This window comes from Leisingera sp. ABM4_060, assembly GCF_056158765.1.
On the sequence record NZ_JBSWTX010000001.1, the window covers coordinates 2,683,376 to 2,707,400 of the forward strand.

Below are 24,025 nucleotides of genomic sequence, written 5' to 3' on the forward strand. Positions count from 1 at the left end.
TATTCCGCTCCTCCACTATAATCAACAAACATGTTGATTTTCTGCGGAAAAATGGCAATTGCCCGGGATGCGGCATTTTCCTGGGGGTGAATGCCGCAAACGAAAGGATAACCGGTATGCACTCGCTGCTTCTTGGTCTGATCGCGGCCCTGGCCTGGGGTATCCATGACCTTTGCGTGCGGTTTGTCTCGCAGAAAACCAGCATCTTGCCTGCCATGCTCATCGTGTTCAGCACCGGAGCAATTCTGGTTGCCGGGGCCGCCGTCACGCTGGGAGACTGGCAGGCAATGACCCTGCAGGCCGCCTGGCTGGCCGGCCTTTCCGGCCTCCTCTTTGCTCTTGGCTCCTATGCGCTCTACCGCGCCTTTGCCCTGGGACCGGTCAAGCTGGTGGCGCCGCTGGTCGGCGCCTATCCGGTGCTGTCGCTGGGCATGGCGATGCTGCAAGGCCAGCCGGTCGGCCCCGGCCATTGGCTGGCGGTTGCCGCGGTGGTGGGCGGCGTCGGCTGCATTGCCATCTTCTCCACTGAAGACGACGGCAGCCCGGTCAATTTGCAGGCAGCCGTCTGGGGCCTGGCAGGCGCTACCGGGTTTGCGCTGACCTTTGCTACCGGCCAGGCCGCAACACAGGCCGGAGCCGAACTGCCGGTGCTGATCATCACCCGGCTCGCTGCCGTCCTGCTTTTGCTGGGCCTGGCATGGCTGGCCCGGATGGTGCAGCTTCCCTCGCGCAAGCTGCTGCCTCTGCTGGCGCTCATGGGCACGCTGGATGCCGTAGCGCTTGGCCTGGTGATCTATTCCGGCACCCTGCCGCGGCCGGAATTCGCTGCGGTCAGCGCTTCGCTTTTTGGCTTGGTCACTGTTGTGCTCGCTTGGCTCGTTCTGCGTGAAAGCATGAACCGCGCCCAATGGATCAGCGTCGCCGTCACCTTCGGCGGCATTGCCTATCTGGGGCACTGACCACGGCAAGCTGCCGTACCCGCAAGCAGGCAAGCCCCCTCATTTCATCTTTCCAAAAAAATACTCCCGCCGGGGCCGCCCGGCGGGAGCAAATCTGTTCGAAGCTCAGCGTTCTGCGCTTCAGGCGGTGAGGCCTTCGGGTTCGGCCAGGTTGTTGGCGCGGCAGGCGGCGGTGACGGTGTTCGCGAGCAGGCAGGCGATGGTCATCGGGCCGACCCCGCCGGGGACCGGGGTGATGGCGCCGGCGCGTTCCGCCGCGGAAGCGAAGTCGACGTCGCCGACCAGCACGTTCTTGCCGTCGCGCTCAATGCGGTTGATGCCCACGTCAATCACCGTGGCGCCTTCCTTGATCCAGTCGCCCGGCACCATTTCCGGGCGGCCCACCGCCGCCACCACGATGTCGGCGCGGCGCACCACTTCGGGCAGGTCCTTGGTGCGGCTGTGCGCGATGGTCACGGTGCAGCTGTCGCCCAAGAGGAGCTGCGCCATCGGCTTGCCGACGATGTTGGAGCGGCCGATCACAACCGCATCCATGCCGGAGAGGCTCCCGTGGTGGTCGCGCAGCATCATCAGGCAGCCCAGCGGCGTGCAGGGCACCATTGATTTCTGCCCCGTTCCCAGAAGGCCGACGTTGGAGATGTGGAAGCCGTCCACGTCCTTCTCCGGCGCGATCGAGTTGATCACCAGATCCTCGTCCAGGTGTTTCGGCAGCGGCAGCTGCACCAGGATGCCATGGACGCTTGCGTCGTTGTTCAGCTGGTCGATCAGCGCCAGCAGGTCGGCTTCCGAGGTGTCCGCCTCCAGCTTGTGCTCATAGGAGTTCATGCCGACCTCGACGGTCTGCTTGCCCTTGGAGCGCACGTACACTTGCGACGCCGGGTCCTCGCCCACCAGAACCACCGCCAGGCCGGGGGTGATGCCGTTTTCCTCTTTCAGCCGCGCCACATGCTCGGCCACCTGGCCGCGCACCTTGGCCGCAAAGGCCTTGCCGTCAATCAGAGTTGCTGCCATTTGATCTCTTCCTTTTTGCCGCAGGCCGGAAGCCTGCCTATTCTTCGCGGATCACCCGCGCCTCGCGGGCAATCGACCAGTCCACCAGCTGCCGCCACAAGTCTTCGATCAGATCGGGGTCCAGCCCCTCCCCTTCCGCGGCGGCGCGGGCATTCATGACCACTTCCTCAACCCGGCTAGGGATCCGCGCCGGCCAGCCATTGAGCTGCTTCAGTTCGGTGGCCCGGTCGATATAGCCGGCGCGAACGGCCAGCAGGGCGATCAGGTCCCGGTCGAGCCGGTCAATCTGGGCCCGCACCTCTGCCATCGACTGGCAGTCCTGCGGCGGTGTTTCTGTGCTCATGCGTCAGAACCTCGGCTTTCATTGCTTTGGGCCATGTGAGGTTCTGACCATTTTTGGCGGGCGCGCAATTGATTCCGAAAACCGGTTCCCACTTTTCGGATTGCGCTTGAAACTCTTGCGGCCCGGGGTGCTCCCCCGGGCCGCAAAAAGCGCATTTTGCGTCTTAGAACAAGCCTTCGATCTGGCCGTCCTCGTTCAGGCGGATGGTTTCCGCCGCCGGTTTGCGCGGCAGGCCCGGCATGGTCATGATCTCGCCGCAGACCGCAACGATGAAGCCGGCGCCCGCAGACAGGCGGACCTCACGCACCGGCACCGAGTGGCCGGTCGGCGCGCCGCGCAGGGACGGGTCGGTCGAGAAGGAGTACTGGGTCTTCGCCATGCAGACCGGCAGGTTGCCGTAGCCCGCGTCTTCCCATTCCTTCAGCTGGTTGCGGATCTTGTTGTCCGCCAGCACCTCGTCGGCGCGGTAGATGCGCTTGGCGATGGTTTCGATCTTCTCGAACAGCGGCATGTCGTCCGGGTAGATCGGCGCGAAGTTGGCCTGGCCCGCATCGACGATCTCGACAACTTTCTCGGCCAGCGGCGCAGAGCCTTCCGAGCCCAGCTCCCAGTGGCGCGACAGCACTGCTTCGACACCGTGGCTGGCGCAATAGTCCTTCACCGCCTGCACTTCGGCATCGGTGTCGGTCACGAAGTGGTTGATCGCAACCACAACCGGCACGCCGAAGGATTTGACGTTCTCGATGTGGCGGCCGAGGTTGGCACAGCCCGAGTTCACCGCGTCGACGTTCTCGGCACCGAGATCCGCCTTGGCAACGCCGCCGTTCATCTTCATCGCGCGCACGGTGGCCACCAGCACAACCGCGGAGGGTGCGATGCCTGCCTTGCGGCATTTGATGTTCATGAACTTCTCGGCGCCGAGGTCAGCGCCGAAGCCCGCTTCGGTCACGACATAGTCAGCCACTTTCAGCGCGGTCTTGGTGGCGATCACCGAGTTGCAGCCGTGCGCGATGTTGGCGAACGGGCCGCCGTGCACGAAGGCCGGGTTGTTTTCCAGGGTCTGCACCAGGTTCGGCTGCATCGCGTCCTTCAGCAGAACGGTCATGGCGCCTTCTGCCTTGATGTCGCGGCAGTAGACCGGGGTCTTGTCGCGGCGGTAGGCCACGATGATGTCGCCCAGGCGCTTTTCCAGGTCCTTGAGGTCGTTCGCCAGGCACAGGATCGCCATGACTTCCGAGGCCACGGTGATGTCAAAGCCGGCTTCGCGCGGGAAGCCGTTGGAGACGCCGCCCAGCGAGGCGGTGATGGTGCGCAGGGCGCGGTCGTTCATGTCCACAACCCGGCGCCAGGCGACGCGGCGGGTGTCGATGTCGCACTCATTGCCCCAGTAGATGTGGTTGTCGATCATTGCCGACAGCAGCGAGTGGGCCGAGGTGATGGCGTGGAAGTCGCCGGTGAAGTGGAGGTTCATCTCCTCCATCGGCACGACCTGTGCATAGCCGCCGCCTGCAGCGCCGCCCTTCATGCCGAAGTTCGGGCCGAGCGATGCCTCACGGATACAGATCATCGCGTTCTTGCCGATCCGGTTCAGACCGTCGCCCAGGCCCACGGTGGTGGTGGTCTTGCCTTCGCCCGCCGGCGTCGGGTTGATCGCGGTCACCAGGATCAGCTTGCCGTCTTCCTTGTCCTGAACGGAGTTGATGAACGCCTGGCTCACCTTCGCCTTGTCGTGGCCGTAGGGCAGCAGATCGTCATTCGAAATCCCGATCTTCGCACCAATCTCCTGGATCGGCTTCTTCTGCGCTTCACGCGCAATCTCAATGTCACTCTTGTAGCTCATGGCCCTCTCCCTGTTGCCATAACTTCCGCGTCGCGCCCCGCCGCTGATGTTCCCCGCGAGGCAAGATATATTCCTATTAATTAAATTATTTTCCTGCACGTCAACACATTCTTGCGCGGTTTTCCCCGAAAAACAGGGGGATTTTGCTGTTTCTGCCGCGGATCGGAAACAGGCGGAATTTCACCCCGGGTGAAGACGGCGCATATGCGTCAATGCCTGCCGCAAACAAAAGAGGCCCGGGCGATGCCCGGGCCGTGCGTCGTCCGGTCCGAAGACCGGACAGGGGGAATCAGTTGCCGGATTTAGATGTCCAGCGTGTTCTCCTTTTCCCAGCGGGAGAAATGGTTGACGAAGGAATTCCACTCCTGCTGCTTCATCTTCAGATAGGCGGCAGAGAACTCCTCGCCCATCATCGCCTTCAGCCCGTCATCCTTGTCGTAGAAGCGCAGCGCATCCAGCATGTTGAGCGGCAGCTTCGGTGCGTCGGTGATGGTGTGGCCTTCGGCGTACATGTCGATGTCGTGGCGCGGGCCCGGATCGGCCTTGGAGCGCACGCCGGAGAGACCGGCCGCGATAATCACCGCCTGCAGCAGGTAGGGGTTCACCGCGCCATCGGGCAGGCGCAGCTCGAACCGGCCGGGGCCGGGCACGCGCACCATATGGGTGCGGTTGTTGCCGGTCCAGGTAACGGTGTTCGGCGCCCAGGTAGCACCCGACATGGTGCGCGGCGCGTTGATGCGCTTGTAGGAGTTCACCGTCGGGTTGGTGATCGCCGCCAGGGCCGAGGCGTGTTTCATGATGCCGCCCAGGAACCAGCCGCCCTGCTCGGACAGGCCCAGTTCTGCGATCTGGCCTTCGCCCTTGTCAGACGCAAAGACGTTGTTACGGGCATCTGCACCCGGCGCGTCCCAGACCGAGATATGGGCGTGGCAGCCGTTGCCGGTGAGGCCCTCTACCGGTTTCGGCATGAAGGTCGCGCGGTAGCCGTGCTTTTCCGCCACCGACTTGGTCATGAACTTGAAGAAGCTGTGCTTGTCGGCGGTCGCCAGCGCATCGTCAAACTCCCAGTTCATCTCGAACTGGCCGTTGGCGTCCTCGTGGTCGTTCTGATACGGCCCCCAGCCCAGTTCCAGCATGTAGTCGCAGATCTCGCGGACCACGTCATAGCGGCGCATCACCGCCTGCTGGTCATAGCAGGGCTTTTCTGCCGTATCGAAGGGGTCGGAGATTTCCTCTCCATCCGGGGTCAGCAGGAAGAACTCGGCCTCGATGCCGGTCTTCACGTGCAGGCCTTCGTCCGCAGCCTCCTTGATCAGGCGGCGCAGCACGTTGCGCGGCGCCTGGGCCACATCTTCGCCTTCCATGACGCAGTCAGCCGCCACCCAGGCGACCTCCGGCTTCCACGGCAGCTGGATCACCGAGGACGGGTCCGGCACCGCCAGCATGTCCGGGTGCGCCGGGGTGAGGTCAAGCCAGGTGGCAAAACCGGCAAAACCGGCCCCGTCTTCCTGCATATCCGCGATCGCCTGTGCTGGCACCAGTTTGGCGCGCTGGCCACCGAACAAGTCGGTGAAGGAGATCATGAAGTACTTAACGCCTTTTTCTTTTGCGAAAGCAGCCAGATCTGTCGTCATGGTCCTACTTCCTTTCCCTGTTGAACGTATTTCGAAAATGGGGCGCGAACCGTTCCCGGCCGCGCCCCGCTTAACTTCAGAACCCTGCCTTGCCCGGGTACCAATCGGTGCCGGCCAGCGGCACGCGCGCCATGGCGGCGGCCTCCATGGTCAGGGCGCACAGGTCCTCGGGCTCGAGGTTGTGCAGGTGGTTGTGGCCGCAGGCGCGGGCAATGGTCTGCGCCTCCAGCGTCATCACCTTGAGGTAGTTGCGCAACCGGCGGCCGGCATCGACAGGGTCTACACGCTTCATCAGCTCGGGATCCTGGGTGGTGATACCCGCCGGGTCCTGGCCCTCGTGCCAGTCGTCATAGGCGCCGGTTGTGGTGCCCAGCTTCTGGTACTCGCTTTCCCATTTCGGGTCATTGTCGCCCAGCGCGATCAGCGCCGCGGTGCCGATGGCCACCGCGTCAGCACCCAGCGCCATCGCCTTGGCCACGTCGGCACCGGTGCGGATGCCGCCGGAGACGATCAGCTGCACTTCGCGGTGCACGCCCAGGTCCTGCAGCGCCTGCACGGCAGGGCGGATACAGGCCAGGGTCGGCAGGCCGACATGCTCGATGAACACGTCCTGGGTTGCAGCGGTGCCGCCCTGCATGCCGTCCAGCACAACAACGTCTGCGCCGGCTTTCACCGCCAGTGCGGTGTCATAGTACGGACGGGTGCCGCCGGCTTTCACATAGATCGGCACCTGCCAATCGGTGATTTCCCGCAGTTCCAGGATCTTGATTTCCAGGTCATCCGGGCCGGTCCAGTCCGGGTGGCGGCACGCCGAGCGCTGGTCGATGCCCTTGGGCAGGCAGCGCATGTCCGCAACGCGGTCCGAGATCTTCTGACCCAGCAGCATGCCGCCGCCGCCGGGCTTGGCGCCCTGGCCGACCACAACCTCAATAGCGTCCGCTTTGCGCAGATCATCCGGGTTCATGCCGTAACGCGACGGCAGGTACTGATAGACCAGTTTCGAGGAATGGCCGCGCTCTTCCGGGGTCATGCCGCCGTCGCCGGTGGTGGTCGAGGTGCCGGCAGCGGAGGCACCGCGGCCCAAGGCCTCTTTTGCTGGACCGGACAGCGCGCCAAAGCTCATGCCGGCGATGGTGACCGGGATATCCAGTTCAATCGGCTTCTTGGCGAAACGGGTGCCAAGAGTCACCTTGGTTTCACATTTCTCGCGGTAGCCTTCCAGCGGGTAGCGCGAGACCGAGGCACCGAGGAACAGAAGGTCATCAAAATGCGGGACCCGGCGTTTGGCGCCGCCGCCGCGGATGTCATAGATCCCGGTAGCAGCCGCACGGCGGATTTCCGCGTTGATCGGGTTCGTGAAAGTCGCCGACTGGATCGGCTCGGTACGGGGGATGTTCTTGTTATCCATGCCTTTTGATCCTGTGCTTAGTACGCTTGCGCGTTGTCGACGTCGAAGTTGTAAAGCTGGCGGGCCGAGCCGTAGCGCTTGAACTCTTCCGGCTTGGCGTCGGAGCCTGCGCGTTCCAGCAGATCCTTGAGGATCTCGATGTGCTCAGGCCGCATCTCTTTCTCGATGCAGTCAGCGCCCAGGCTCTTGACCGAGCCGCGTACGAACAGGCGCGCCTCATAGCAGCTGTCACCCAGCGCATCGCCCGCATCTCCGCAGACAACCAGGTTGCCCGCCTGCGCCATGAAGGCGCACATGTGGCCGATGTTGCCATGCACGACGATGTCGATGCCCTTCATCGAGATGCCGCAGCGCGAGGACGCATTGCCCTTGATGACCAGCAGGCCGCCGTGGCCGGTGGCACCAGCATACTGGCTGGCGTCGCCTTCGACGATCACCTGGCCGGACATCATGTTCTCTGCCACGCCGGGGCCAACAGATCCTTCGACGCGGACGGTCGCCTGCTGGTTCATGCCCGCGCAGTAGTAACCGGTGGAGCCCTTGACGGTCACGTCAATCGGCGAGTCCAGACCCACGGCAATTGCATGGCTGCCCTTGGGGTTAACGATTTCCCAAGCCGTTTTGTTGGTGCTGCCGTTCAGTTCCTGCAGGGTCGAATTCAGACCGCGCAGGCCATTTGCTTCAAGATCATATGTCTGCATCTTAGTGGTTCCAGAAGTAAACGGTTGCAGGTTCGGGCTCCCAGACGCGGGCGTCTTCGATGCCCGGCAGGTTCACCAGCGCGCGGTATTCGGAGCCGAAGGCCACATACTGGTCGGTTTCCGCCATCACGGCCGGCTTGCAGGCGATCGGATCGCGGACCACGCCAAAGCCGTCCTTGGTGCCCACCACAAAGTTGAAGAACCCGTCCAGGTCTTCCAGCGTGCCCTCCAGCGCTTCCCCCAGGGTGGCGCCGTTCTGCATTTTCCAGGTCAGATAGGCCGCGCCCACTTCGGTGTCGTTCTGGCTTTCGATCCGGACCCCGTCGCGGCGCAGCTTGCGGCGCAGCGAATTGTGGTTGGACAGCGAGCCGTTGTGCACCAGGCACTGGTCCGAGCCAGTCGAGAACGGGTGTGCGCCCTCGGTGGTCACGGCGGACTCGGTGGCCATCCGGGTGTGGCCGATGCCATGGGTGCCGCCCATGCCGCGCACGTCGAAACGCTCGGCGACTTTCTCCGGCAGGCCCACTTCCTTGTAGATCTCGATGGTGTCGCCCGCACTCATGATGCGCATGCCGGGGCGCAGCTCTGCCAGTGCGCTGCGCGCTTCCTCTGCTTTGCCCGCGGGCACGTCCAGCACCGCATGGGTATCAATCACCCGGATCGACACATCGGTGCTCAGCGCTTCCGCCAGGGCGCCGTCCAGCCCGTCAAAGGCCTCCTCCGGCGCGTCCGACTGAACGGTCAGCTTACTGCGCCCGTCCGCTTCGGATCCGTAAATTGCAATGCCCGCACTGTCGGGACCGCGGTCCGTCATGGTGATGAGCATATCGGTGAGCATATCGCCCAGTTTCGGCTCTAGTGATTTGTCTTTCAGAAAAAGACCGACAATCCCGCACATGGGTGTGCCTCCTGCTTTTCATCTCGAATCAACGCTAGCAGTTTGCGAACCATCGTTCAACTCTTATGAAACTTATTTTCCCCTCAAGGAAAGAAAAGGCGCGCCATCTGGCGCGCCTCTGGTTAGGTCCGGATCAGTATTTCTCCAACAAGGAATGTATTTTCTCCTTGTCTCCCATCTGCTTAGCTTTCTCCAAATGCTTGCCCTCGCGGACAAACTGGATCCGGTGCCAGCCGATCCAAAAGACCACACCCAGGACAACCATCAGCCCTTCTGATCCTTGGAAGGGGTAGACCGCCCCAACTTCTGCCAGGTCCACCGCCCAGCTGTCGTATCCGATCGTAGACATTCCAATTCTCCTTATTCAGCTGGGACACTGTTGCCATTCACAGCAGCCTTGTCGGCAGCAATGATTTCTGCCTTGGCGTCTTCGTAAGCATGGTGTTCAGCGTAATCGAGACCCTGCAGCTCCACCTCTTCCGGAATCCGCAGCACGCCGGCAGCGGCCTGCATCTTGGAGATCACAAAGGCAGGCAGGAAGCCGAGCACGAAGAACATGATCACTGCGCCGATGGTCTGGCCAACCGGGTTGACGGCAGCATAGCCTTCATACGGCGAGCTCGGCGCGCCCCACAGCAGGAAGCCTGCGATGATCAGGCCCACAATGCCGGAGTAGCCGTGCACGGCAACCGCACCCACCGCATCGTCAATCTTGAAGGTGCGCTCGACCCAGTAGTGCAGTTTGTAGACGATCACGACACCAACCGCGCCCACCAGCATCGCCTGAATCGGGTGATACAGGTCGTTGCCCGCAGAGGCGGTGATGATGCCTGCCAATCCGCCGGAGAAGGTCCAGAACGCGTCCCCCTTGGACACCACATAGGCTGCCATCAGACCGCCGGACAGCGACATCAGGAAGTTGAAGGTGATCGCGGACAGCGAGGTCGGGGCCAGATAGATGTTGGTGGCCGTCCAAGTCTCGCCGGTGATCAGACCGCCGATGCCCTCGGGCGAAATCGCCGGGATGTTACAGGCAGCATAAAAGCCCCAGAAACCCGAGTAGATCAGGAAGATGCCGATGGTCAGCATCCAGGGGTTATGCGGCGGAATATCGCGAGGGGTGCCGTCAGCGGCAAACTTGCCCAGGCGCGGACCCAGCACCATGATCACACCCAGCGCATAACCGCCGGCAATTGCGTGGATAACACCCGACGCATAGGCATCGTGATAGCCTAGGTATTTGACCATCCAGCCTTCGGCATGCCAGCCCCAGGCCGCGTCGATGATCCAGAACACCGAACCGATCATTACCGCGTGCACCCACAAGGCAGACGAGCGGATCCGCTCAATCACCGCGCCGGACACGATCGAGGCCGCGGTCCAGGAAAACAGCAAGAACGCCGCCCAGAACACACCGGTGATCCGGTCTGAGAGGTTGGTGCCCATGTTCTGCGACCACGGCAGGTTCGCGGCACCTGCGTCATGGTTCAACCCGCCGAAGAACGGGAAGCTGGGGAAGGCCCAATAGATCCACCAGCCGAAGAAGAAGAAGGTCACCGTGACCAGCGGAATGATCATGATGTTCTTCATCAATGTATGCATGTGGTTGCGGTGGCGGCTGGCGCCGACCTCATACATGCAGAACCCCACGTGAATGAGGAACATGAAGACAACGGTCACCCAGTAATAGAACTCGGTGAACACCGTTGTTAACGCGTTCAGATTACCATCCAATGTTTTGCCCTCCTGTTGGCAGTGCTCCCGGGCATTTTTGCCTCTTGGGAATATTATTTTCCCTTATTATTGGGTCCCGGCGGGCAGACCTGTCAATCTTCATGTGAAAATTTGTTCACCGCCAGGGAACATGATGCCGCTTTTAGCGCCTGTTTCCTGACGCTTTTCAGACCAGTTAAGTCCCGGACATCCAAAGACTTAGCGCCAACTGGCCTGTACTGGCTCCATACCGCGCCGCCATGTTGCAGCAACTGCCAAACCTATGCCGCACCTGCGCTTTTGCGACGGAATCACGCGAATCTCCGGCATCTTCTCCATCTGATTCTCCCCCGAAACGGGTCGCGCAAAGCCCGCTGCAACCGTAAGCCCTATGTCGAAAAAGACCATTTCAGGCCAATTCATGCCGCAAACCCATTCGAAACCGGCATTTTTGGCAAAATCTTTTTCCTGTTAGGAATAATCATTGACATGAAGCCCCCTCCCTTGGCTAACTGGACCAGACCAATGGAACCAAATCAAGAATTTTGGTCCGCACCAATAGGGAGAAACGCAAAATGGCCATCATCTGGCGGACTTCAGCACTGGCGCAGCGCCACAAGGAAATCGGCGGCGAGCTGGAAGATTGGAACGGCATGGGAACCGCCTGGTTCTATGACCACAGCCCCGAGCGCGCCAAAGCCGACTACGAGGCAATCCGCACCAAGGCCGGCCTGATGGACGTGTCCGGCCTGAAGAAAGTCCACGTCGTGGGCGAGCACGCCGCTCAGGTCATCGACCGGGTCACCACCCGCAACGTCGAAAAGATCATGCCGGGCCGCTCCACCTATGCCTCGATCCTGAACGACCAGGGCAAATTCGTGGACGACTGCATCATCTACCGCCTGTCGGTGAACAGCTGGCTGGTGGTGCATGGCACCGGCACCGGCATGGAGCAGCTGAACACGGTTGCGGCCGGCAAGAACTGCTCGGTGATCTTCGACGACAACATGCACGACATGTCGCTGCAGGGCCCCGTTGCAGTGGACTTCCTGGCCGAATACGTGCCCGGCATCCGCGATCTGGCCTATTTCGGCATCATCCAGACCAAACTGTTCGGCTGCCCGGTGATGATCTCGCGCACCGGCTACACCGGCGAGCGCGGCTATGAGATTTTCTGCCAGGCCAAGGACGCGGTGCATCTCTGGGACAGCATCCTGGACAAGGGCGCGGGGCTCGGCATTGTGCCGGTGCAGTTCTCCACCCTCGACCTCTTGCGCACCGAAAGCTACCTGCTGTTCTATCCGGGCGACAACTCCGAGACTTATCCGTTCGACAACGAGACTTGCGGCGACACCCTGTGGGAGCTGGGCCTCGAATTCACCGTCTCCCCGGGCAAGACCGGCTTCATCGGCGCCGAGAACCACTATGCCGCCGAAGGCAAGGAACGGTTCAAGATCTACGGCGTCCAGCTGGAGGGCACCACCCCGGCGGATGAAGGCGCGGACCTGCTGCAGAACGGTGAAAAGGTCGGTGTGGTCACCTACGGCATGTATTCCGACGTGAACAAGCACAACGTGGGCATTGCGCGGATGCCGGTGGCCTGCGCCAAGCCGGGCACTGAGCTCACCGTGCGCAACGGCGACGGCACCGAGATCGCCGCCACCGCCGCCGAGATGCCCTTCTACGACAAGGACAAATCGATCCGCACCGCAAAGGGCTGATCCGGATCCCGGGCGTCTCCATCCCGGAGGCGCCCGCTTTCGTTCACCCGGACTGCAGGAAAAGCGACCCACATGTCTAAGACCGTATTCCCCCCTTCCATCAAAAGCCGCCCCGTCTACGGCGAGCTTGAAGCCCGCGCAGGCAGCGGCCACCTGATGATTGCCGATGCGACAGGCGCCGAGGCGATCCTCGATCTGGCCAAATCCACCGGCGCAGATTTCTGGGCCAAGGCCCATATCATCTACATCCCCAAGGACACCGGCACCAAATACAGCAGCCAGCTGGAACAGCTCGGCGCTGGCCAGTATTACGCAGGCCCCTCTTACGAGGCGGCGCAAAGCCGCATCCGCCGCGCCCTGCAGGACTGCCACATGGGCACCCAGGTCTACCTGACCGGCACCGAAAGCCTGATGGGCCAGGCCATGGCCGAGGCCACCGCCGCCGGCATCCCGCATACCGCGATCCAGACCGAGCACCGCGGCTCCACCGCGCGGCGCATGCAATGCGTGCACTGCAAGGGCATCACCGAGGACGTCACCACCGACCCGTTTGAATGCAGCCACTGCGGCCTCAGCCTGTTCGTGCGCGATCACTATTCGCGCCGCCTCGCCGCCTTCCAGGGCGTGCGGGTGGATGCCGAAGACCCGGGCAACATCCCCGAGAAAGTGGAGCTGTTCAAATGAGTGCTGGCACCGCAAAACTGAATGTCACCGTGGCCGAGGTCAAAGTGATCAACGACCTCGTAACCCGTTTCAAATTTGTCCGCACCGGCGGCGGCGACCTGCCCACTTTCTCGGGCGGCGCCCACACCGTGGTCGAGATGCAGGACGGCGATATCACCCGGCTCAACGCCTATTCGCTGATGTCCAACCCGGCCGACCGGGGCGCCTATACAATCTCTGTGCGCCGCGACGACGAGGGCCGCGGCGGCTCCAAATTCATGCACTCCCAGGTGAAAGAGGGCATGGAGATGGTGATCTCCAACCCGGTGAACCTGTTCTCGCTGGACCTGCGGGCCGGCAAGCACCTGATGCTAGCCGGCGGCATCGGCATCACGCCATTCATGGCACAGATGCATCAGCTGTCGATGATGGGCGGGAATTTCGAACTGCACTATTCGGTGCGCACCGCCTCGCTCGGCACCTATGCCGAGGAGCTGGCAGCGCAGTACCCGGGCAAGGTGCACATCTATCATGACGACCAGGAAGAGGCGATCGACCTCAGCACCCTGCTCGCCACCCAGCCGCTTGGCACCCATGTCTATGTCTGCGGCCCCAAGGGCATGATCAACTGGGTGCATGGCACCGCAGAGGACATGGGCTGGCCGCGCGAAGCCGTGCATTCCGAAGAATTCCTGGCGCCTGCGTCGGGTAAGCCGTTTGAGGTAAAATGCGCGGTCTCCAACAAGATCGTTCAGGTCGGCGAGCATCAGTCGCTGCTGGAAGCGCTGGAAGCGGCCGGCATCGACGCCCCCTACCTCTGCCGCGGCGGCGCCTGCGGCCAGTGCGAGACCAATGTCATCGGCTACGACGGCAAGTTCCTGCACTACGACCATTGGCTGACTGACGAGCAAAAGGCAGGCGGCAAGCACATCATGCCCTGCGTGTCGCGCTTTGAAGGCAAAACCCTGGTCCTGGACCGCTGAGGGAGACAGACATGACCATCCAATTCAACGACGAAACCTTCTACGGCGACTTCACCTTCAAGAACTCGGACTGGGCGATCAAACGCTTCCCCTTCCCGTTCCACGAAGACAGCTACATGTACTCAGTCAACATGGAGCCGCATAAATCCTACCGCCCCGGCTCGGTGTTCGAACGCACCTTTGACGTGGACGAGCACTATGTCTCTGAGATGAAGGACCGCGCCCGGGTGCTGGCCAATGACCCGCTGCGCTGCCAGTCGCTGCCGCATATGACGCTGGCGGGCTGGGACCTGGTCGAACTGATTATGGAGGCCAAGGCAGCCGAATACCCGGACCTGTTTGAGCTGCACAAGGACGGCAACCGCTGGCGCTGGATCAACAAGCCGCTGGGCATCGACGACACCTTCACCTTCCTCGATGAAAGCACCCTGCCCTACGGGCCGATGGAATACATCACCCGCCAGACCCAGGGCGACTTTGCAGTGCTCGACCAGCGCGACGACAACCTGTGGATGGATGCCGGCATGGTCACCACCCAGGCCGACTGGTCGCTGGACTTCGACATCGGCATGAACTTCTTTGAATGGCACGCGCCGGTGCCCAAGGCGCATGAAATGGGCATCTTCGTGCGGGCGCTGAAGTTCCTGCTGAATATCCAGCAGGGCCAGCCCGCCCGCCGCCTGAACTGGACCATGACGGTCAATCCATTGCTCGACACCTCGCCTGAGAACTACCACAAATGGGGCACCATGAAGCAGGGCCTCACGATGGAGAACATCGGCGAAAAGCAGCACCTGCGGGTCGAACTGCAGACCTTCTTCCGCCTGCCGCGCTCCAATGCGCTGGTGTTCCCGATCCGCTGCTACCTGATCAGCTTCAACGATCTGGTGACAGTACCGAAATGGGGCCGCCGCCTGCACCGGGTGATCCGCGACCTGCCGGAAGAACTGGCGACCTACAAGGGCTTCATCGACAACCGCCCGCTGATGGTGGAGTGGCTCTCGCAATATGACGACGGCAGCCCGACCTCGGACGGTATCTGGCCCGACGACTGATCCCGAGCGGACCTGGCGGGCCGTCCCTACCCCCTGTCACTTAGGCCCGCCTCACTGACTGCCGTTGCCCTTGGCTCCGGCAGTTTCTTTTTGGGGCAAACGGCGACACTCCCGCCCCTGCGTCAGACCGCAGGCTGCGCCTGCTCCCTGCGCAGGGTTGGGCCGGGCAGCGCGCTTTGCGCGCTGCGGGCGGCAGACGGCAAGCTTGCGAAAAAAACGCAGCCGCGCCGCGCATCGCGCGGCGCCACGCCCAACGGCGCAGGGACATCTTCAGATGGTCCTGAAGCGGGCGGGAGCGCCCCGCCCCGGCTCAGCTCGACTGCGGATAAGAAATGATCGACAGGTAGCGCGCGGGAAGCTCCACCAGCCCTTCCGGGCCGTGCGGCGCATCGGCATCAAAAAACAGCGTATCCCCGGCCTTCAAGGAAAACACCTTGTCGCCATGGCGGTACTCCACCTCGCCCTCCAGCATATAAAGCATCTCGATGCCGTCGTGCTGGAAGGTCGGAAAGACATCCGATTCTTCGGTAAGGGTAATCATGTAGGGCTCAACCACAACGCCCGACGCATTGGCCCCGAGATGCCCCAGCAGCTGGTACTGATGCCCGGCCCTGGTGCCCGCGCGCTCGGTTTCCACACCCTCGCCCGAGCGCGTATGCACCGCCTCGCGGGTCTCCTCAAAGCGGCGGAAAAACGATGTGATCGGCACGCTCAGCGCGTGCGCCAGCAGCTGCAGAGTGGTCAGCGACGGCGAAGTATTGCCGTTCTCGATCTTCGACAGCATCCCGATCGACAACCCCGTCAGATTGGCCAGATCCGCCACCGTGATCCCCTGCTGGCGCCGGAACGACCGGACTTCGCGGCCGATCGCCACTTCCAGGACTTTTTCCGAGCCGTCGCGGACTCGATGCGGATCTTGCGAAAGATTGTTGGCCACTGCGTCGGTATCGTCTTTGGGTTTTGCCACTGTGTTATCTTCCTTATGGACAGCCTCTGACAAGCGCGCAGCGGGGATTACGCAAAAACTTTTACGGCCGCAAGAAACCACGCGAAAATTATTTTACTGCCATTACCAGTTTTTCCCAAGCCCTCACCGTCACAGGAAAGAAAATTGTTGCGCAGCAGCCCCGCCCCTCAAAGACGCGGACAAAGAAACCCGGACCACCTGGCCCGGGCCTTCGCCTTCAACCGTTGATGTCCGTGCATGTCAGCGATCCAAAAGCAGCAGGCAAGCCCCCAACACCTTGCGGCTGCCGTCAAACACCACTGGTTTCTCGCCGCGCCAGCGGCTGGCGTGGCGGTGCAGGGCCGCCCGGCCCGAGGTCAGATTGCGCAGCGTTTCACCGGTTTCCGACGCAATCCGCCCGACCCGGGTTTTGAGGTTGCCGTGATAGGTCTCCCGGTGCAGCGCCTCCATCCGCAGATGGAACAGCGAAGACCGGCTGCGCGGGGCGATCTGCATTGCAGCAACCTGCGCCTCCGCTCCGGCCCAGACCAGCAAGGCGCGAGCCTGCAGTGCCTCCGCCTCCTCCAGCGCGCCCGCCCGGAATTGCAGCACAGCCAGGTTCGCAGGCGCAGCCGCGCGGCGCAGATCGGCGGCCGGAAAAGCACCCCGCGCCAGCACATCAGCCAGCCGGAACAGCCGCATTGCCTTGCGCCTGTGCGCACCGGCCGTGGCCAAAGCCCGCTCCATCAGCCGCTCCCAGATCAGGTCGGCGCGGGACCACCCAGCCGTGCGCGCCACCCGCATTTCCGCGTCCCGCTTAAAGCCCCAGATACGCGGCGCGGACGTGTTCGTTTCCGTGAAGCTCATCTGCAGGACCCTCCATTGCTGCATTTCCGGTTTCCAGAACATAGGCGTAATCGGCCAGTTCCAGCGCCAGTTCGGCATTCTGCTCAACCAGCACCACCGACAGCCCGTTGGCGTTGATCTCTTCAATAATCTGCGCAATTTCCTCGACAATCACCGGCGCCAGCCCCATCGAGGGCTCATCCATCAGTAACAACCGCGGCTTGGACATCAGCGCCCGGCCAATGGCCAGCATCTGCTGCTCGCCGCCAGACATGGTCTTGGCCATCTGGGTGCGCCGCTCGCGCAGGCGCGGGAAACGCTTGAAGACATCCTCCAGGTCCGCCTCCACCACCTCCGCATCCTTGCGCAGGAACGCCCCGGTGCGCAGGTTTTCCTCCACCGTCATGTCCGGAAACACCCGGCGCCCCTCGGGCACATGGGCGATGCCGTTCGCCACCACCTTATGCGCGGGCAGATGGTCGATTCGCTTGCCCTCAAACAGAATCTCACCCGCAGTGACCGGCAGCATTCCCGACATCGCCCGCAGCGTGGTGGTCTTGCCCGCGCCGTTGCCGCCGATGATGGTGATGACCTTGCCTTCCGGTACCGAAACCGAGATGTTCCGGATCGCGTTGATCTTGCCGTAGTTGACGGCGATGTTCTTCATCTCAAGCAACATGGCGCGCGCCTCCCAGGTAAGCCTCGATCACTGCTGGATGGTTGCGGATCTCCTGCGGGCTGCCTTCGGCCAGGAACTTGCCAAAACTCATGCAGGTGATGCTATCGCAGAGCCCCATGATCGCCTGCATGTCATGCTCGACGATCAGGATGGTGATACCGTCCGCCTTCAGGCGCTCCATCAGATCCATCATCTGCCGTGTCTCTTCCGGGTTCATGCCGGTGAACGGCTCATCCAGCAGGATCACATCCGGATGACTGGCATAAGCAACCGCCATGCCCAGCGCCCGCTGATGCCCGTGGCTCAGATCGCCCGCGCGCTCCTGCATCACATGATCCAGGCCAAAGAACTCCAGCGCCTCCTTGGCGCGCGCCTCAGCGCCGCTGCGGTCCTCCCTGTCCCAGCCGATGATGGCGGCAAAGATATTGGGGCGGAACGGCATGTGCGTCCCGACCAGCGCGTTCTCCAGCACGGTGAGCTCAGCAAACAGCGTTGAATGCTGGAAGGTCCTAACCACTCCGCGCCGGGCCACCTCATGCATCTGCAGGCCAGAGATATCCTCGCCCCGCAACAGAACCTGCCCCGACGTCGGCGTGTAGAACCCCGAGATCATGTTGAACGTCGTGGTCTTTCCCGCCCCGTTCGGGCCGATCAGACCATGGATCGAGCCATGTGCCACCTTGAACGACAGGCTGTCCACTGCGACCAGGCCGCCAAACCGCATGGTCAGGTCTTTGACTTCGAGAAAATCAGTCATTCTGCCGGGCTCCGTTCCGGCGCGCCATCTGCGGCACGTCTTTTGCTGAGTTTCTGCACGATGCTTTCCAACCCGTTGGGCAGGAACAGGATCGACAGGATCATGATGGCGCCGTAGATCAGCGGCCGCATCTGCTCGAGCCCCAGCTCCCGCAGCACAACTTCGTTGATGACAGTGAGCACCACGCAGCCCAGGATCGGCCCATAGAAAGTGGCGGTACCGCCGACAATCGCCCAGGTCAGCACATAGACCATCAGGTCGATGTCAAAAGCGTTGGGATTGATGGTGCCCACATAATGCGCCAGCAACGCGCCGGAGATGCCGGCGAAGCCCGAGGCAATGGCAAAGGCCAGCGTCCGGTAGGCCCGCACATTCACGCCTGAGGCCTGCGCCAGCTTGTCCTGCCAATGCACCGCATGGAAGGTGAGGCCAACCGGCGACTTCTCGATCCGCCACAGGATCCACAGGCAAACCGCCACAACAACGCCTGCAAAGTAGTAGTAGGACGTCGGCTCAAAGAAATCGAACTGGTAGAAGCCAACCGAGAAATCCGGCATCGGGTCGATCCCCTTGATCCCCTTGGCACCGCCAAAGGGATCCCGGAACCGCTTCCACAGCAGGCGGATGATTTCACCGGCGGCAAACGACCCGATCAGGAAGTAAAACCCCTTCATCCGGAACAGCGGGAAGGACAAGAGAACCGCAATCAGAGCTGCAAAGACCCCGCCCAGTAGCATCGAAACCGGCACATAGACGCCCAGCTTCTTGGTCAGCAAGGCAGAGCTATAGGCCCCCACCCCCATGATCACCACATGCGCCAGCGACCACTCGCCGGTCAGGGTCAGCAGCCGGTAGCTGGATACCAGCAGCACATTAATAGTCAGGAACACCAGGATTTCCTGCTGCGAGAAGCTCAGCCCATGCGGTAGGGCAATCAGCGCGGCCAGCACCGCGATCCATATCAGGAACTTAGGCACGGTCCGCACTCCCAAACAATCCGGTCGGCTTCACGATCAGCACCAGCAGCATCAGCGACAGCCCCACGATGTCAGCCAGCACGCCGTCCCAGAATGTGGTCACAAACGTATGCACCAGCGCATAGGCGACCGAGGCGACGATGGCGCCCTCCAGCGAGCCGACCCCGCCGACGATGATGACAATGAAAGCGGTAACAATCACCGAATGCCCCATATGCGGGTTGACCGAGACCAGCGGTGCGGTCAGCGCCCCGGCAATCCCCGCCAGGCCTGCGCCAATGAACATGGCGATCCTGGCGGTCTGGGTGATCGAAATCCCCTGCAGCGCCGCCGCCTCGGGATCCTGCGCCGAGGCGCGCAAGGCCCAGCCGAATTTGGTCCGTTTCAAAAAGTACCAAAGCGCCGACAGCAGCACGATGGCGGCGATGATCACATAGAGCCGCGCCACCGGCAGCCGCACCTTATCTGAAAACGCAATCACCTCTTGCGTCACCGGCGGGATATGTACCATCCGCACGCCGAACCCCATCACCGCCAGCGCCTGCAGGATCATCAAAAAACCGATCGAGGCCACCAGCCCGCCCAGAGGGTTATCCTTCAACGGCCGGAACAGTGCCCGCTCCATCAACAGGCCCAGACAGCCCACAAACAGAAGCCCGGCTGCCACAGCCAGAAAGAATGGCACGTTCAGCCCGGCATACAGCGCCACAATCGCATAGGCGCCCGCCATGAACAGCTCGCCATGGGCAAAGTTGATCACGCCCATGACACCAAAGATGAGCACTAGCCCCACAGCAACAAGGGAAATATAACTCGCAGCATACACGGCGTTGAGGCCGGTCTGCGCCAATAGGTCCAGCATCGGATTGTCTCTTTTTTCAGTCGGTCCGCGATGCGGGGGCTTGATCCCGCACCGCCTGGTTGCCTGCCTGAAAGGTCAGCTGCGCTGATCCCACATCTGGTCATAGGCCTGCATGTGCTTGACCAGCAGATCGCCATGCTTGGCGTACCAGTCGGGAATCGAGCGGAACTCCTTGATCCGGGCCTTGCCGCCCTCAATCGCCACCACCGGCCAATCGCCGACCAGCGCATTGTCGATGCCAAACAGCTCGGTGCCCCACCAGTCGGCATCGCCAAAGGCGTGCTTGCCCTTGCCCTCTTTCATCGTCGCAGCCACCGCTTCCGGGCTGGCAGACCCGGCCTTCTCGGCCGCTGCCTTCCACAGATCCATGATCGAGGCATATTCCCAGCTCACCGCGCCCCACTGGCCCGGATGCCGCTTGTTGAACTCGGCATAGAAGCCATTGGGATCGGTGAAGTTGATATTATCGCCATTCAGTGCCGGGTCATCGAAATCCGGGAACTGGAACACAAACCCTTCCATGAACTCTTCCGAGGTCTTGGCGATCATCTGATCATAGAAATCCGCGGTGCAGGAGATGATCTGCCCCTTGAACCCCTGCTGGAACAGCTGCTCGGCAATCGGATGCACATAGTCGGAATAGCAGGTGTCGAGGCAGACGATATCCGGGTTCTTGCTGATCAGCCGGGTCACAACCGGCGCAAAATCGGTGGTCGCCGGGTCAAACAGCAGCGGCGCGTCCAGCATCTCGATGCCCGCCGCCTCAAAGGCCGCCAGATAGGTCGCGACCGAAGGCAGCCCCAGCGCATCGTCCTGCGCGCACATCACCGCGGTCTTCAGCTCCGGCTTGTTCTCGGCCAGCCATTCGACACCGGTCACATTGTAGATCGGATGCACCTCGGCCGGTGCGATCAGCGTATTGGTATCGGGCGACAGGTCCGACGGCAGCAGGGTCGAAAACAGCATGCCGGTCTTTTCCGCCACCGGCTGCACCCCGGGCCAGGTATCGCCGCCCAGCATCATGATGAAACTCACACCATCCTCGCGGATCAGCTTGGTGGCGCCGGTGCGCGCCTTGGCCGGGTCGTATTCGTTGTCGTAGGCCACAAACTCGACATTATGGCTGCCATCGCCCAGCTTGATGCCGCCCGCGGCATTGACCCGCTCGGCCCAGATCTGACAACCGTCCAGCCCGGGCTTGCCCCAGGCCGCCACCGCGCCGGTCAAAGGCGCCAGAAAGCCGATCTTGATGGTACTGCCCGCCGCCAGCGACGCACCCGGCAGCCCGGCGCTCATCGCCGCAGCCGCCGTCGAATGAAGGAACGTCCGCCGGGTCAGCCCCGATTTCACGATCTTGGAAATCATCTTCTTCTCCCATGTTGGACCCGCCAGTTTGTTTTTGCGGCGGTGTGTTCTGCGGGATGACGCCCTCATGCGGGACCGGCGGGTTCAGCCCAACGTCACTGAACCAGTTGATCCAAATTGGACCCATCCTGGATCAAGGCTGGCAGCCGCATGGTTCACCGTCAAGAAATTTTCTTTCACTTTCCGGACCGAAAAGGCACCAAAACCAGACCAGATCTGCAAAAATGCGGCAAATGAAGACCTAAAAACGTCACCAAAACATAACCTTACCACTCACCTTAACAAGGCAAGCAGAAAACCAATTTTTGGACCAATTTCTTCAACTTTCTTGCCGTCTGGCGCAGAAACCGGTAGGCTGAAAGCCAATCACAGCTGCGTCAGATGGTTGCAAAATGGCCTCCAAAGCCGGTATTGGCACCTCTGTTGCAGTGACCAGGAGCAGGGGATTCTCCCGCTCAGCCGGCCGGGAAAACCAGATTTATGAGCTCAGCGGAAGAAACCACGTCGCAGATTCTGACCACTCATTCGGTGGGCGCCACCGTGCAGGTGGTGATAGACACTTTGTTTGCCCGCATCAAATCCGGCACCTATCCGGTCGACACAAGACTGCCATCCGAACGCACCCTGGCCTCGGAACTGGGCGTTGCCCGCAATACGGTGCGCGAAGCGCTGGATGTGCTGGCCGCGCAGAACGTCATTCACCGCCGCCCCGGCTCCGGCAGCTTTGTGAAATTCCGCTCCGACCCCAAGCCCGAGACGTCGTATTCCTCGCTGGCCAAGGAAGTCTCGCCGCTGGACCATCTGGTGGTGCGCGGCATCCTGGAGCCGGAGCTGATCCGCCTTGCCGTGATCAACATGACCCCTCGCCAGATCGAAGAGCTGGACGAGATCCTCTCCCGCGTCGAAGCCGTACGCACCGACACGGATGCCTTTATCGAGGCGGAGGAAGATCTCTACCGCAAGATCGCCGAGGGCTCCGGCAACCCGCTGCTGCACTCCTGCTACGAGCTGACGATCGAGGCCTGCCGCCTATCCTACCGCACCGCCCTGCGCCGCCGCCACCTGACACCGCAGCGGATGCAGGACTACCAGAAGCGCTATAACACCCTGTTCAACGCCATCGCCTCGCGCGATGTGGAATTGGCGGTGGAATTCATCAAGCTGCACCTGATCGACGAACAGAAGCTGCTGCTGCAGGAAGTCTGACTACCCCAGAACCGCGCGCGCACTGGCTTCATTGCCGGGCACCGCGCTTTCCAGACGCTGGTGCCACAGCTGCCCCAGTGCGGCCATTTCCGCCTTCAAAAGGTTGGAATGCTGCGCCAGCCAGCCCGGGATTGAGCCGAACCCGGCAATCCGCGCCTTGCCTTCCCGGATGGTGACCACCGGCCAATCCCCCACCAAGGCGTTGGAAATACCAAAGATTTCCTCACCCCACCATTCGGCATGGCCAAAGGCATGAGTGACATGCCCCAGCTGCTTCATCGCCGCCAGCACTGACGGGGACTCCACCGACCCGGCCTTCTCTACCGCACTGTGCCAAATATCCAGAATCGCGACATATTCCCAGCTCACCGCTGACCAAGTGCCCGGGAAGCGGCGGTTGTATTCCTCATAAAACGTGTGCGGCTGATTGAAGAAAAACGCCTTCTCCCGCAGCAGCGGATCATCGAAGTCCGGGAACTGGAACAATACCCCTTCCATGAAGTCTTCAGACGTCTTCGCCACCAGCTTGTCATATCCGTCCATGGTGCAGCTGATGATCTGCCCCTTGAACCCCTTGGCATAGGCGTATTCGGTCATCGCATGCACCATCGGGGTGTAGGATGAGCACCAGCACAGGATATCGGCGCCGCTTTCCAGCATCGGATCCACCACCGGCCCTGGGTCCATTGAGCGTGCATCATACTGCACTTCCCGCAGGATCTTCTTGCCCGCTGCCTTGAACGCCGCCCGGTAAACCGCCTGCGTCGGCAGCCCCAGCAGGTCCATCTGGCTGCACAAGGCCACGGTTTTCAGCTCCGGCCGGTTCTCCGCCAGCCAGGCGACACCAGTCACATTCTGGATCGGATGCGCCTCGCTCGGCGCAATCAGATAGGGCGTGTCCGGCGACAGATCGGTGGGCAGCAGTGTCGAGGTCAGCACCTTGTTGCGCATCAGCAGGTCCTGCACCGGTGCAAACGTGTCGCCGCCCAGCATCAGCATCAGCTTGACATTGTGCTTTTGCACCAGTTCCACCGCGCCCTCCAGCGCCCGGTCCGGGTTGTAGCCGCAGTCGTAGGAGTGGATTCGAATCGGATAGCGGCGGCCGCCAACCAGCACCCCGCCGGCCTTGTTCAACCCGTCTTCCCAGATCCGGCAGCCGTTCAATCCGGGCAGCCCCCAGCTCTCCACCCGGCCCGAAAGCGGGCCCAGAAAGCCGATATTCACTGATTCTGTCATCCCCACCGACAGCCGCGGCAGCGCCGCGCGGGCCGTCAGCTGGTGTGCAAAGCTGGTCGTCTTCATGCTTTGAATCCTAACAATAAATTTGCGCGCTTCCAGTCCAATTGCGAAGAATCTTATTCCTGCAGTGAAAATTGGTTGACTTACCGGCGCAAATTTGGACCTATTTGGACCAGACCAAATGAACCAAATAAAGACATTGGTCTGAACCAATGGGAG

General features: G+C 61.9%; 24 protein-coding genes. 6 read left to right on the top strand and 18 right to left on the bottom strand.

Annotated features, from left to right (window positions below; translation table 11 throughout):
- Window positions 1-116 precede the first annotated feature (116 nt).
- Entirely contained in the window at window positions 117-959 is an 843-nt protein-coding gene (locus ACXAEH_RS12870) for an EamA family transporter (RefSeq protein WP_475033264.1), read from the top strand.
- Between the two features lie 120 nt (window positions 960-1,079).
- On the opposite strand, the gene folD is transcribed toward ACXAEH_RS12870, so the two are convergent.
- The 10 genes from folD to ACXAEH_RS12920 form a co-directional block, all read right to left on the bottom strand.
- Window positions 1,080-1,970: a bifunctional methylenetetrahydrofolate dehydrogenase/methenyltetrahydrofolate cyclohydrolase FolD gene (gene folD, locus ACXAEH_RS12875; RefSeq protein WP_475033265.1), complete on the bottom strand. Its 891-nt coding sequence runs from the start codon at window positions 1,968-1,970 to the stop codon at window positions 1,080-1,082.
- Between the two features lie 37 nt (window positions 1,971-2,007).
- Window positions 2,008-2,313, bottom strand: coding sequence for a chorismate mutase (locus tag ACXAEH_RS12880; protein ID WP_475033267.1), 306 nt, complete (start codon window positions 2,311-2,313; stop codon window positions 2,008-2,010).
- A gap of 163 nt (window positions 2,314-2,476) precedes the next feature.
- A complete protein-coding gene (locus ACXAEH_RS12885) occupies window positions 2,477-4,153 on the bottom strand; it encodes a formate--tetrahydrofolate ligase (RefSeq protein WP_475033269.1) in 1,677 nt (558 codons plus the stop codon).
- A 302-nt stretch (window positions 4,154-4,455) separates the two neighbouring features.
- Window positions 4,456-5,787 (bottom strand): type III glutamate--ammonia ligase, encoded by a 1,332-nt coding sequence (glnT, locus tag ACXAEH_RS12890; RefSeq protein ID WP_475033271.1) that lies wholly within the window; start codon window positions 5,785-5,787, stop codon window positions 4,456-4,458.
- Between the two features lie 76 nt (window positions 5,788-5,863).
- Window positions 5,864-7,195: an FMN-binding glutamate synthase family protein gene (locus tag ACXAEH_RS12895; protein ID WP_475033273.1), complete on the bottom strand. Its 1,332-nt coding sequence runs from the start codon at window positions 7,193-7,195 to the stop codon at window positions 5,864-5,866.
- Between the two features lie 17 nt (window positions 7,196-7,212).
- Window positions 7,213-7,896, bottom strand: coding sequence for a protein GlxC (locus ACXAEH_RS12900; protein WP_475033274.1), 684 nt, complete (start codon window positions 7,894-7,896; stop codon window positions 7,213-7,215).
- A gap of 1 nt (window position 7,897) precedes the next feature.
- Entirely contained in the window at window positions 7,898-8,794 is an 897-nt protein-coding gene (locus tag ACXAEH_RS12905; RefSeq protein WP_475033275.1) for a class II glutamine amidotransferase, read from the bottom strand.
- Window positions 8,795-8,927: 133 nt separating this feature from the next.
- The gene (locus ACXAEH_RS12910; protein WP_475033277.1) at window positions 8,928-9,143 is read right to left on the bottom strand and encodes a hypothetical protein; all 216 of its coding nucleotides are present in this window, start codon (window positions 9,141-9,143) and stop codon (window positions 8,928-8,930) included.
- 11 nt (window positions 9,144-9,154) lie between these two features.
- Entirely contained in the window at window positions 9,155-10,528 is a 1,374-nt protein-coding gene (locus ACXAEH_RS12915; RefSeq protein WP_475033278.1) for an ammonium transporter, read from the bottom strand.
- 198 nt (window positions 10,529-10,726) lie between these two features.
- The gene (locus ACXAEH_RS12920; protein ID WP_475033280.1) at window positions 10,727-10,930 is read right to left on the bottom strand and encodes a hypothetical protein; all 204 of its coding nucleotides are present in this window, start codon (window positions 10,928-10,930) and stop codon (window positions 10,727-10,729) included.
- A 152-nt stretch (window positions 10,931-11,082) separates the two neighbouring features.
- On the opposite strand from ACXAEH_RS12920, the gene ACXAEH_RS12925 reads away from it, so the two are divergent.
- The 4 genes from ACXAEH_RS12925 to ACXAEH_RS12940 all read left to right on the top strand — a co-directional run bounded on the left by ACXAEH_RS12925 (window position 11,083) and on the right by ACXAEH_RS12940 (window position 14,929).
- Window positions 11,083-12,228 (top strand): aminomethyl transferase family protein, encoded by a 1,146-nt coding sequence (locus ACXAEH_RS12925; protein ID WP_475033282.1) that lies wholly within the window; start codon window positions 11,083-11,085, stop codon window positions 12,226-12,228.
- Between the two features lie 72 nt (window positions 12,229-12,300).
- On the top strand, window positions 12,301-12,912 hold the full coding sequence (locus ACXAEH_RS12930) for a dimethylamine monooxygenase subunit DmmA family protein (protein WP_475033283.1): 612 nt from the start codon (window positions 12,301-12,303) through the stop codon (window positions 12,910-12,912).
- Window positions 12,909-13,874: a PDR/VanB family oxidoreductase gene (locus ACXAEH_RS12935; protein WP_475033284.1), complete on the top strand. Its 966-nt coding sequence runs from the start codon at window positions 12,909-12,911 to the stop codon at window positions 13,872-13,874. Before ACXAEH_RS12930 ends, ACXAEH_RS12935 begins: the two co-directional genes overlap by 4 nt.
- 11 nt (window positions 13,875-13,885) lie before the next feature.
- Window positions 13,886-14,929 carry a heme-dependent oxidative N-demethylase family protein gene (locus ACXAEH_RS12940; protein ID WP_475033286.1) on the top strand — a complete coding sequence of 348 codons (1,044 nt, stop codon included), beginning with the start codon at window positions 13,886-13,888 and terminating at the stop codon, window positions 14,927-14,929.
- Window positions 14,930-15,239: 310 nt separating this feature from the next.
- Here the strand turns inward: ACXAEH_RS12940 and ACXAEH_RS12945 are convergent, their stop codons facing one another.
- The 7 genes from ACXAEH_RS12945 to ACXAEH_RS12975 all read right to left on the bottom strand — a co-directional run bounded on the left by ACXAEH_RS12945 (window position 15,240) and on the right by ACXAEH_RS12975 (window position 21,361).
- Window positions 15,240-15,896, bottom strand: a complete 657-nt coding sequence (locus ACXAEH_RS12945) for a helix-turn-helix domain-containing protein (RefSeq protein ID WP_475033287.1) — start codon at window positions 15,894-15,896, stop codon at window positions 15,240-15,242.
- 240 nt (window positions 15,897-16,136) lie between these two features.
- On the bottom strand, window positions 16,137-16,742 hold the full coding sequence (locus tag ACXAEH_RS12950) for a tetratricopeptide repeat protein (protein ID WP_475033289.1): 606 nt from the start codon (window positions 16,740-16,742) through the stop codon (window positions 16,137-16,139).
- Window positions 16,693-17,400: an ABC transporter ATP-binding protein gene (locus ACXAEH_RS12955; RefSeq protein WP_475033291.1), complete on the bottom strand. Its 708-nt coding sequence runs from the start codon at window positions 17,398-17,400 to the stop codon at window positions 16,693-16,695. The genes ACXAEH_RS12950 and ACXAEH_RS12955 overlap by 50 nt, the downstream gene beginning before the upstream one ends.
- A complete protein-coding gene (locus tag ACXAEH_RS12960) occupies window positions 17,390-18,157 on the bottom strand; it encodes an ABC transporter ATP-binding protein (protein WP_475033292.1) in 768 nt (255 codons plus the stop codon). Before ACXAEH_RS12960 ends, ACXAEH_RS12955 begins: the two co-directional genes overlap by 11 nt.
- Window positions 18,154-19,134, bottom strand: a complete 981-nt coding sequence (locus ACXAEH_RS12965) for a branched-chain amino acid ABC transporter permease (RefSeq protein ID WP_475033293.1) — start codon at window positions 19,132-19,134, stop codon at window positions 18,154-18,156. Before ACXAEH_RS12965 ends, ACXAEH_RS12960 begins: the two co-directional genes overlap by 4 nt.
- A complete protein-coding gene (locus ACXAEH_RS12970) occupies window positions 19,127-19,996 on the bottom strand; it encodes a branched-chain amino acid ABC transporter permease (RefSeq protein ID WP_475033294.1) in 870 nt (289 codons plus the stop codon). The genes ACXAEH_RS12965 and ACXAEH_RS12970 overlap by 8 nt, the downstream gene beginning before the upstream one ends.
- 75 nt (window positions 19,997-20,071) lie before the next feature.
- The gene (locus tag ACXAEH_RS12975; RefSeq protein WP_475033296.1) at window positions 20,072-21,361 is read right to left on the bottom strand and encodes an ABC transporter substrate-binding protein; all 1,290 of its coding nucleotides are present in this window, start codon (window positions 21,359-21,361) and stop codon (window positions 20,072-20,074) included.
- Between the two features lie 480 nt (window positions 21,362-21,841).
- Here ACXAEH_RS12975 and ACXAEH_RS12980 point away from each other — a divergent pair, with 480 nt between their 5' ends.
- A complete protein-coding gene (locus tag ACXAEH_RS12980; protein WP_475033298.1) occupies window positions 21,842-22,567 on the top strand; it encodes a FadR/GntR family transcriptional regulator in 726 nt (241 codons plus the stop codon).
- Here ACXAEH_RS12980 and ACXAEH_RS12985 read toward each other — a convergent pair whose 3' ends face one another.
- On the bottom strand, window positions 22,568-23,869 hold the full coding sequence (locus tag ACXAEH_RS12985) for an ABC transporter substrate-binding protein (RefSeq protein WP_475033300.1): 1,302 nt from the start codon (window positions 23,867-23,869) through the stop codon (window positions 22,568-22,570).
- Window positions 23,870-24,025 lie beyond the last annotated feature (156 nt).

Excerpts from the sequence above, each read along its gene's own strand:
- ACXAEH_RS12870 (WP_475033264.1), top strand. The coding sequence starts at position 117 with ATGCACTCGCTGCTTCTTGGTCTGATCGCGGCCCTGGCCTGGGGTATC.
- folD (WP_475033265.1), bottom strand. The coding sequence starts at position 1,970 with ATGGCAGCAACTCTGATTGACGGCAAGGCCTTTGCGGCCAAGGTGCGC.
- ACXAEH_RS12880 (WP_475033267.1), bottom strand. The coding sequence starts at position 2,313 with ATGAGCACAGAAACACCGCCGCAGGACTGCCAGTCGATGGCAGAGGTG.
- ACXAEH_RS12885 (WP_475033269.1), bottom strand. The coding sequence starts at position 4,153 with ATGAGCTACAAGAGTGACATTGAGATTGCGCGTGAAGCGCAGAAGAAG.
- glnT (WP_475033271.1), bottom strand. The coding sequence starts at position 5,787 with ATGACGACAGATCTGGCTGCTTTCGCAAAAGAAAAAGGCGTTAAGTAC.
- ACXAEH_RS12895 (WP_475033273.1), bottom strand. The coding sequence starts at position 7,195 with ATGGATAACAAGAACATCCCCCGTACCGAGCCGATCCAGTCGGCGACT.
- ACXAEH_RS12900 (WP_475033274.1), bottom strand. The coding sequence starts at position 7,896 with ATGCAGACATATGATCTTGAAGCAAATGGCCTGCGCGGTCTGAATTCG.
- ACXAEH_RS12905 (WP_475033275.1), bottom strand. The coding sequence starts at position 8,794 with ATGTGCGGGATTGTCGGTCTTTTTCTGAAAGACAAATCACTAGAGCCG.
- ACXAEH_RS12910 (WP_475033277.1), bottom strand. The coding sequence starts at position 9,143 with ATGTCTACGATCGGATACGACAGCTGGGCGGTGGACCTGGCAGAAGTT.
- ACXAEH_RS12920 (WP_475033280.1), bottom strand. The coding sequence starts at position 10,930 with ATGAATTGGCCTGAAATGGTCTTTTTCGACATAGGGCTTACGGTTGCA.
- ACXAEH_RS12925 (WP_475033282.1), top strand. The coding sequence starts at position 11,083 with ATGGCCATCATCTGGCGGACTTCAGCACTGGCGCAGCGCCACAAGGAA.
- ACXAEH_RS12930 (WP_475033283.1), top strand. The coding sequence starts at position 12,301 with ATGTCTAAGACCGTATTCCCCCCTTCCATCAAAAGCCGCCCCGTCTAC.
- ACXAEH_RS12935 (WP_475033284.1), top strand. The coding sequence starts at position 12,909 with ATGAGTGCTGGCACCGCAAAACTGAATGTCACCGTGGCCGAGGTCAAA.
- ACXAEH_RS12940 (WP_475033286.1), top strand. The coding sequence starts at position 13,886 with ATGACCATCCAATTCAACGACGAAACCTTCTACGGCGACTTCACCTTC.
- ACXAEH_RS12950 (WP_475033289.1), bottom strand. The coding sequence starts at position 16,742 with ATGAGCTTCACGGAAACGAACACGTCCGCGCCGCGTATCTGGGGCTTT.
- ACXAEH_RS12955 (WP_475033291.1), bottom strand. The coding sequence starts at position 17,400 with ATGTTGCTTGAGATGAAGAACATCGCCGTCAACTACGGCAAGATCAAC.
- ACXAEH_RS12960 (WP_475033292.1), bottom strand. The coding sequence starts at position 18,157 with ATGACTGATTTTCTCGAAGTCAAAGACCTGACCATGCGGTTTGGCGGC.
- ACXAEH_RS12970 (WP_475033294.1), bottom strand. The coding sequence starts at position 19,996 with ATGCTGGACCTATTGGCGCAGACCGGCCTCAACGCCGTGTATGCTGCG.
- ACXAEH_RS12975 (WP_475033296.1), bottom strand. The coding sequence starts at position 21,361 with ATGATTTCCAAGATCGTGAAATCGGGGCTGACCCGGCGGACGTTCCTT.
- ACXAEH_RS12980 (WP_475033298.1), top strand. The coding sequence starts at position 21,842 with ATGAGCTCAGCGGAAGAAACCACGTCGCAGATTCTGACCACTCATTCG.
- ACXAEH_RS12985 (WP_475033300.1), bottom strand. The coding sequence starts at position 23,869 with ATGAAGACGACCAGCTTTGCACACCAGCTGACGGCCCGCGCGGCGCTG.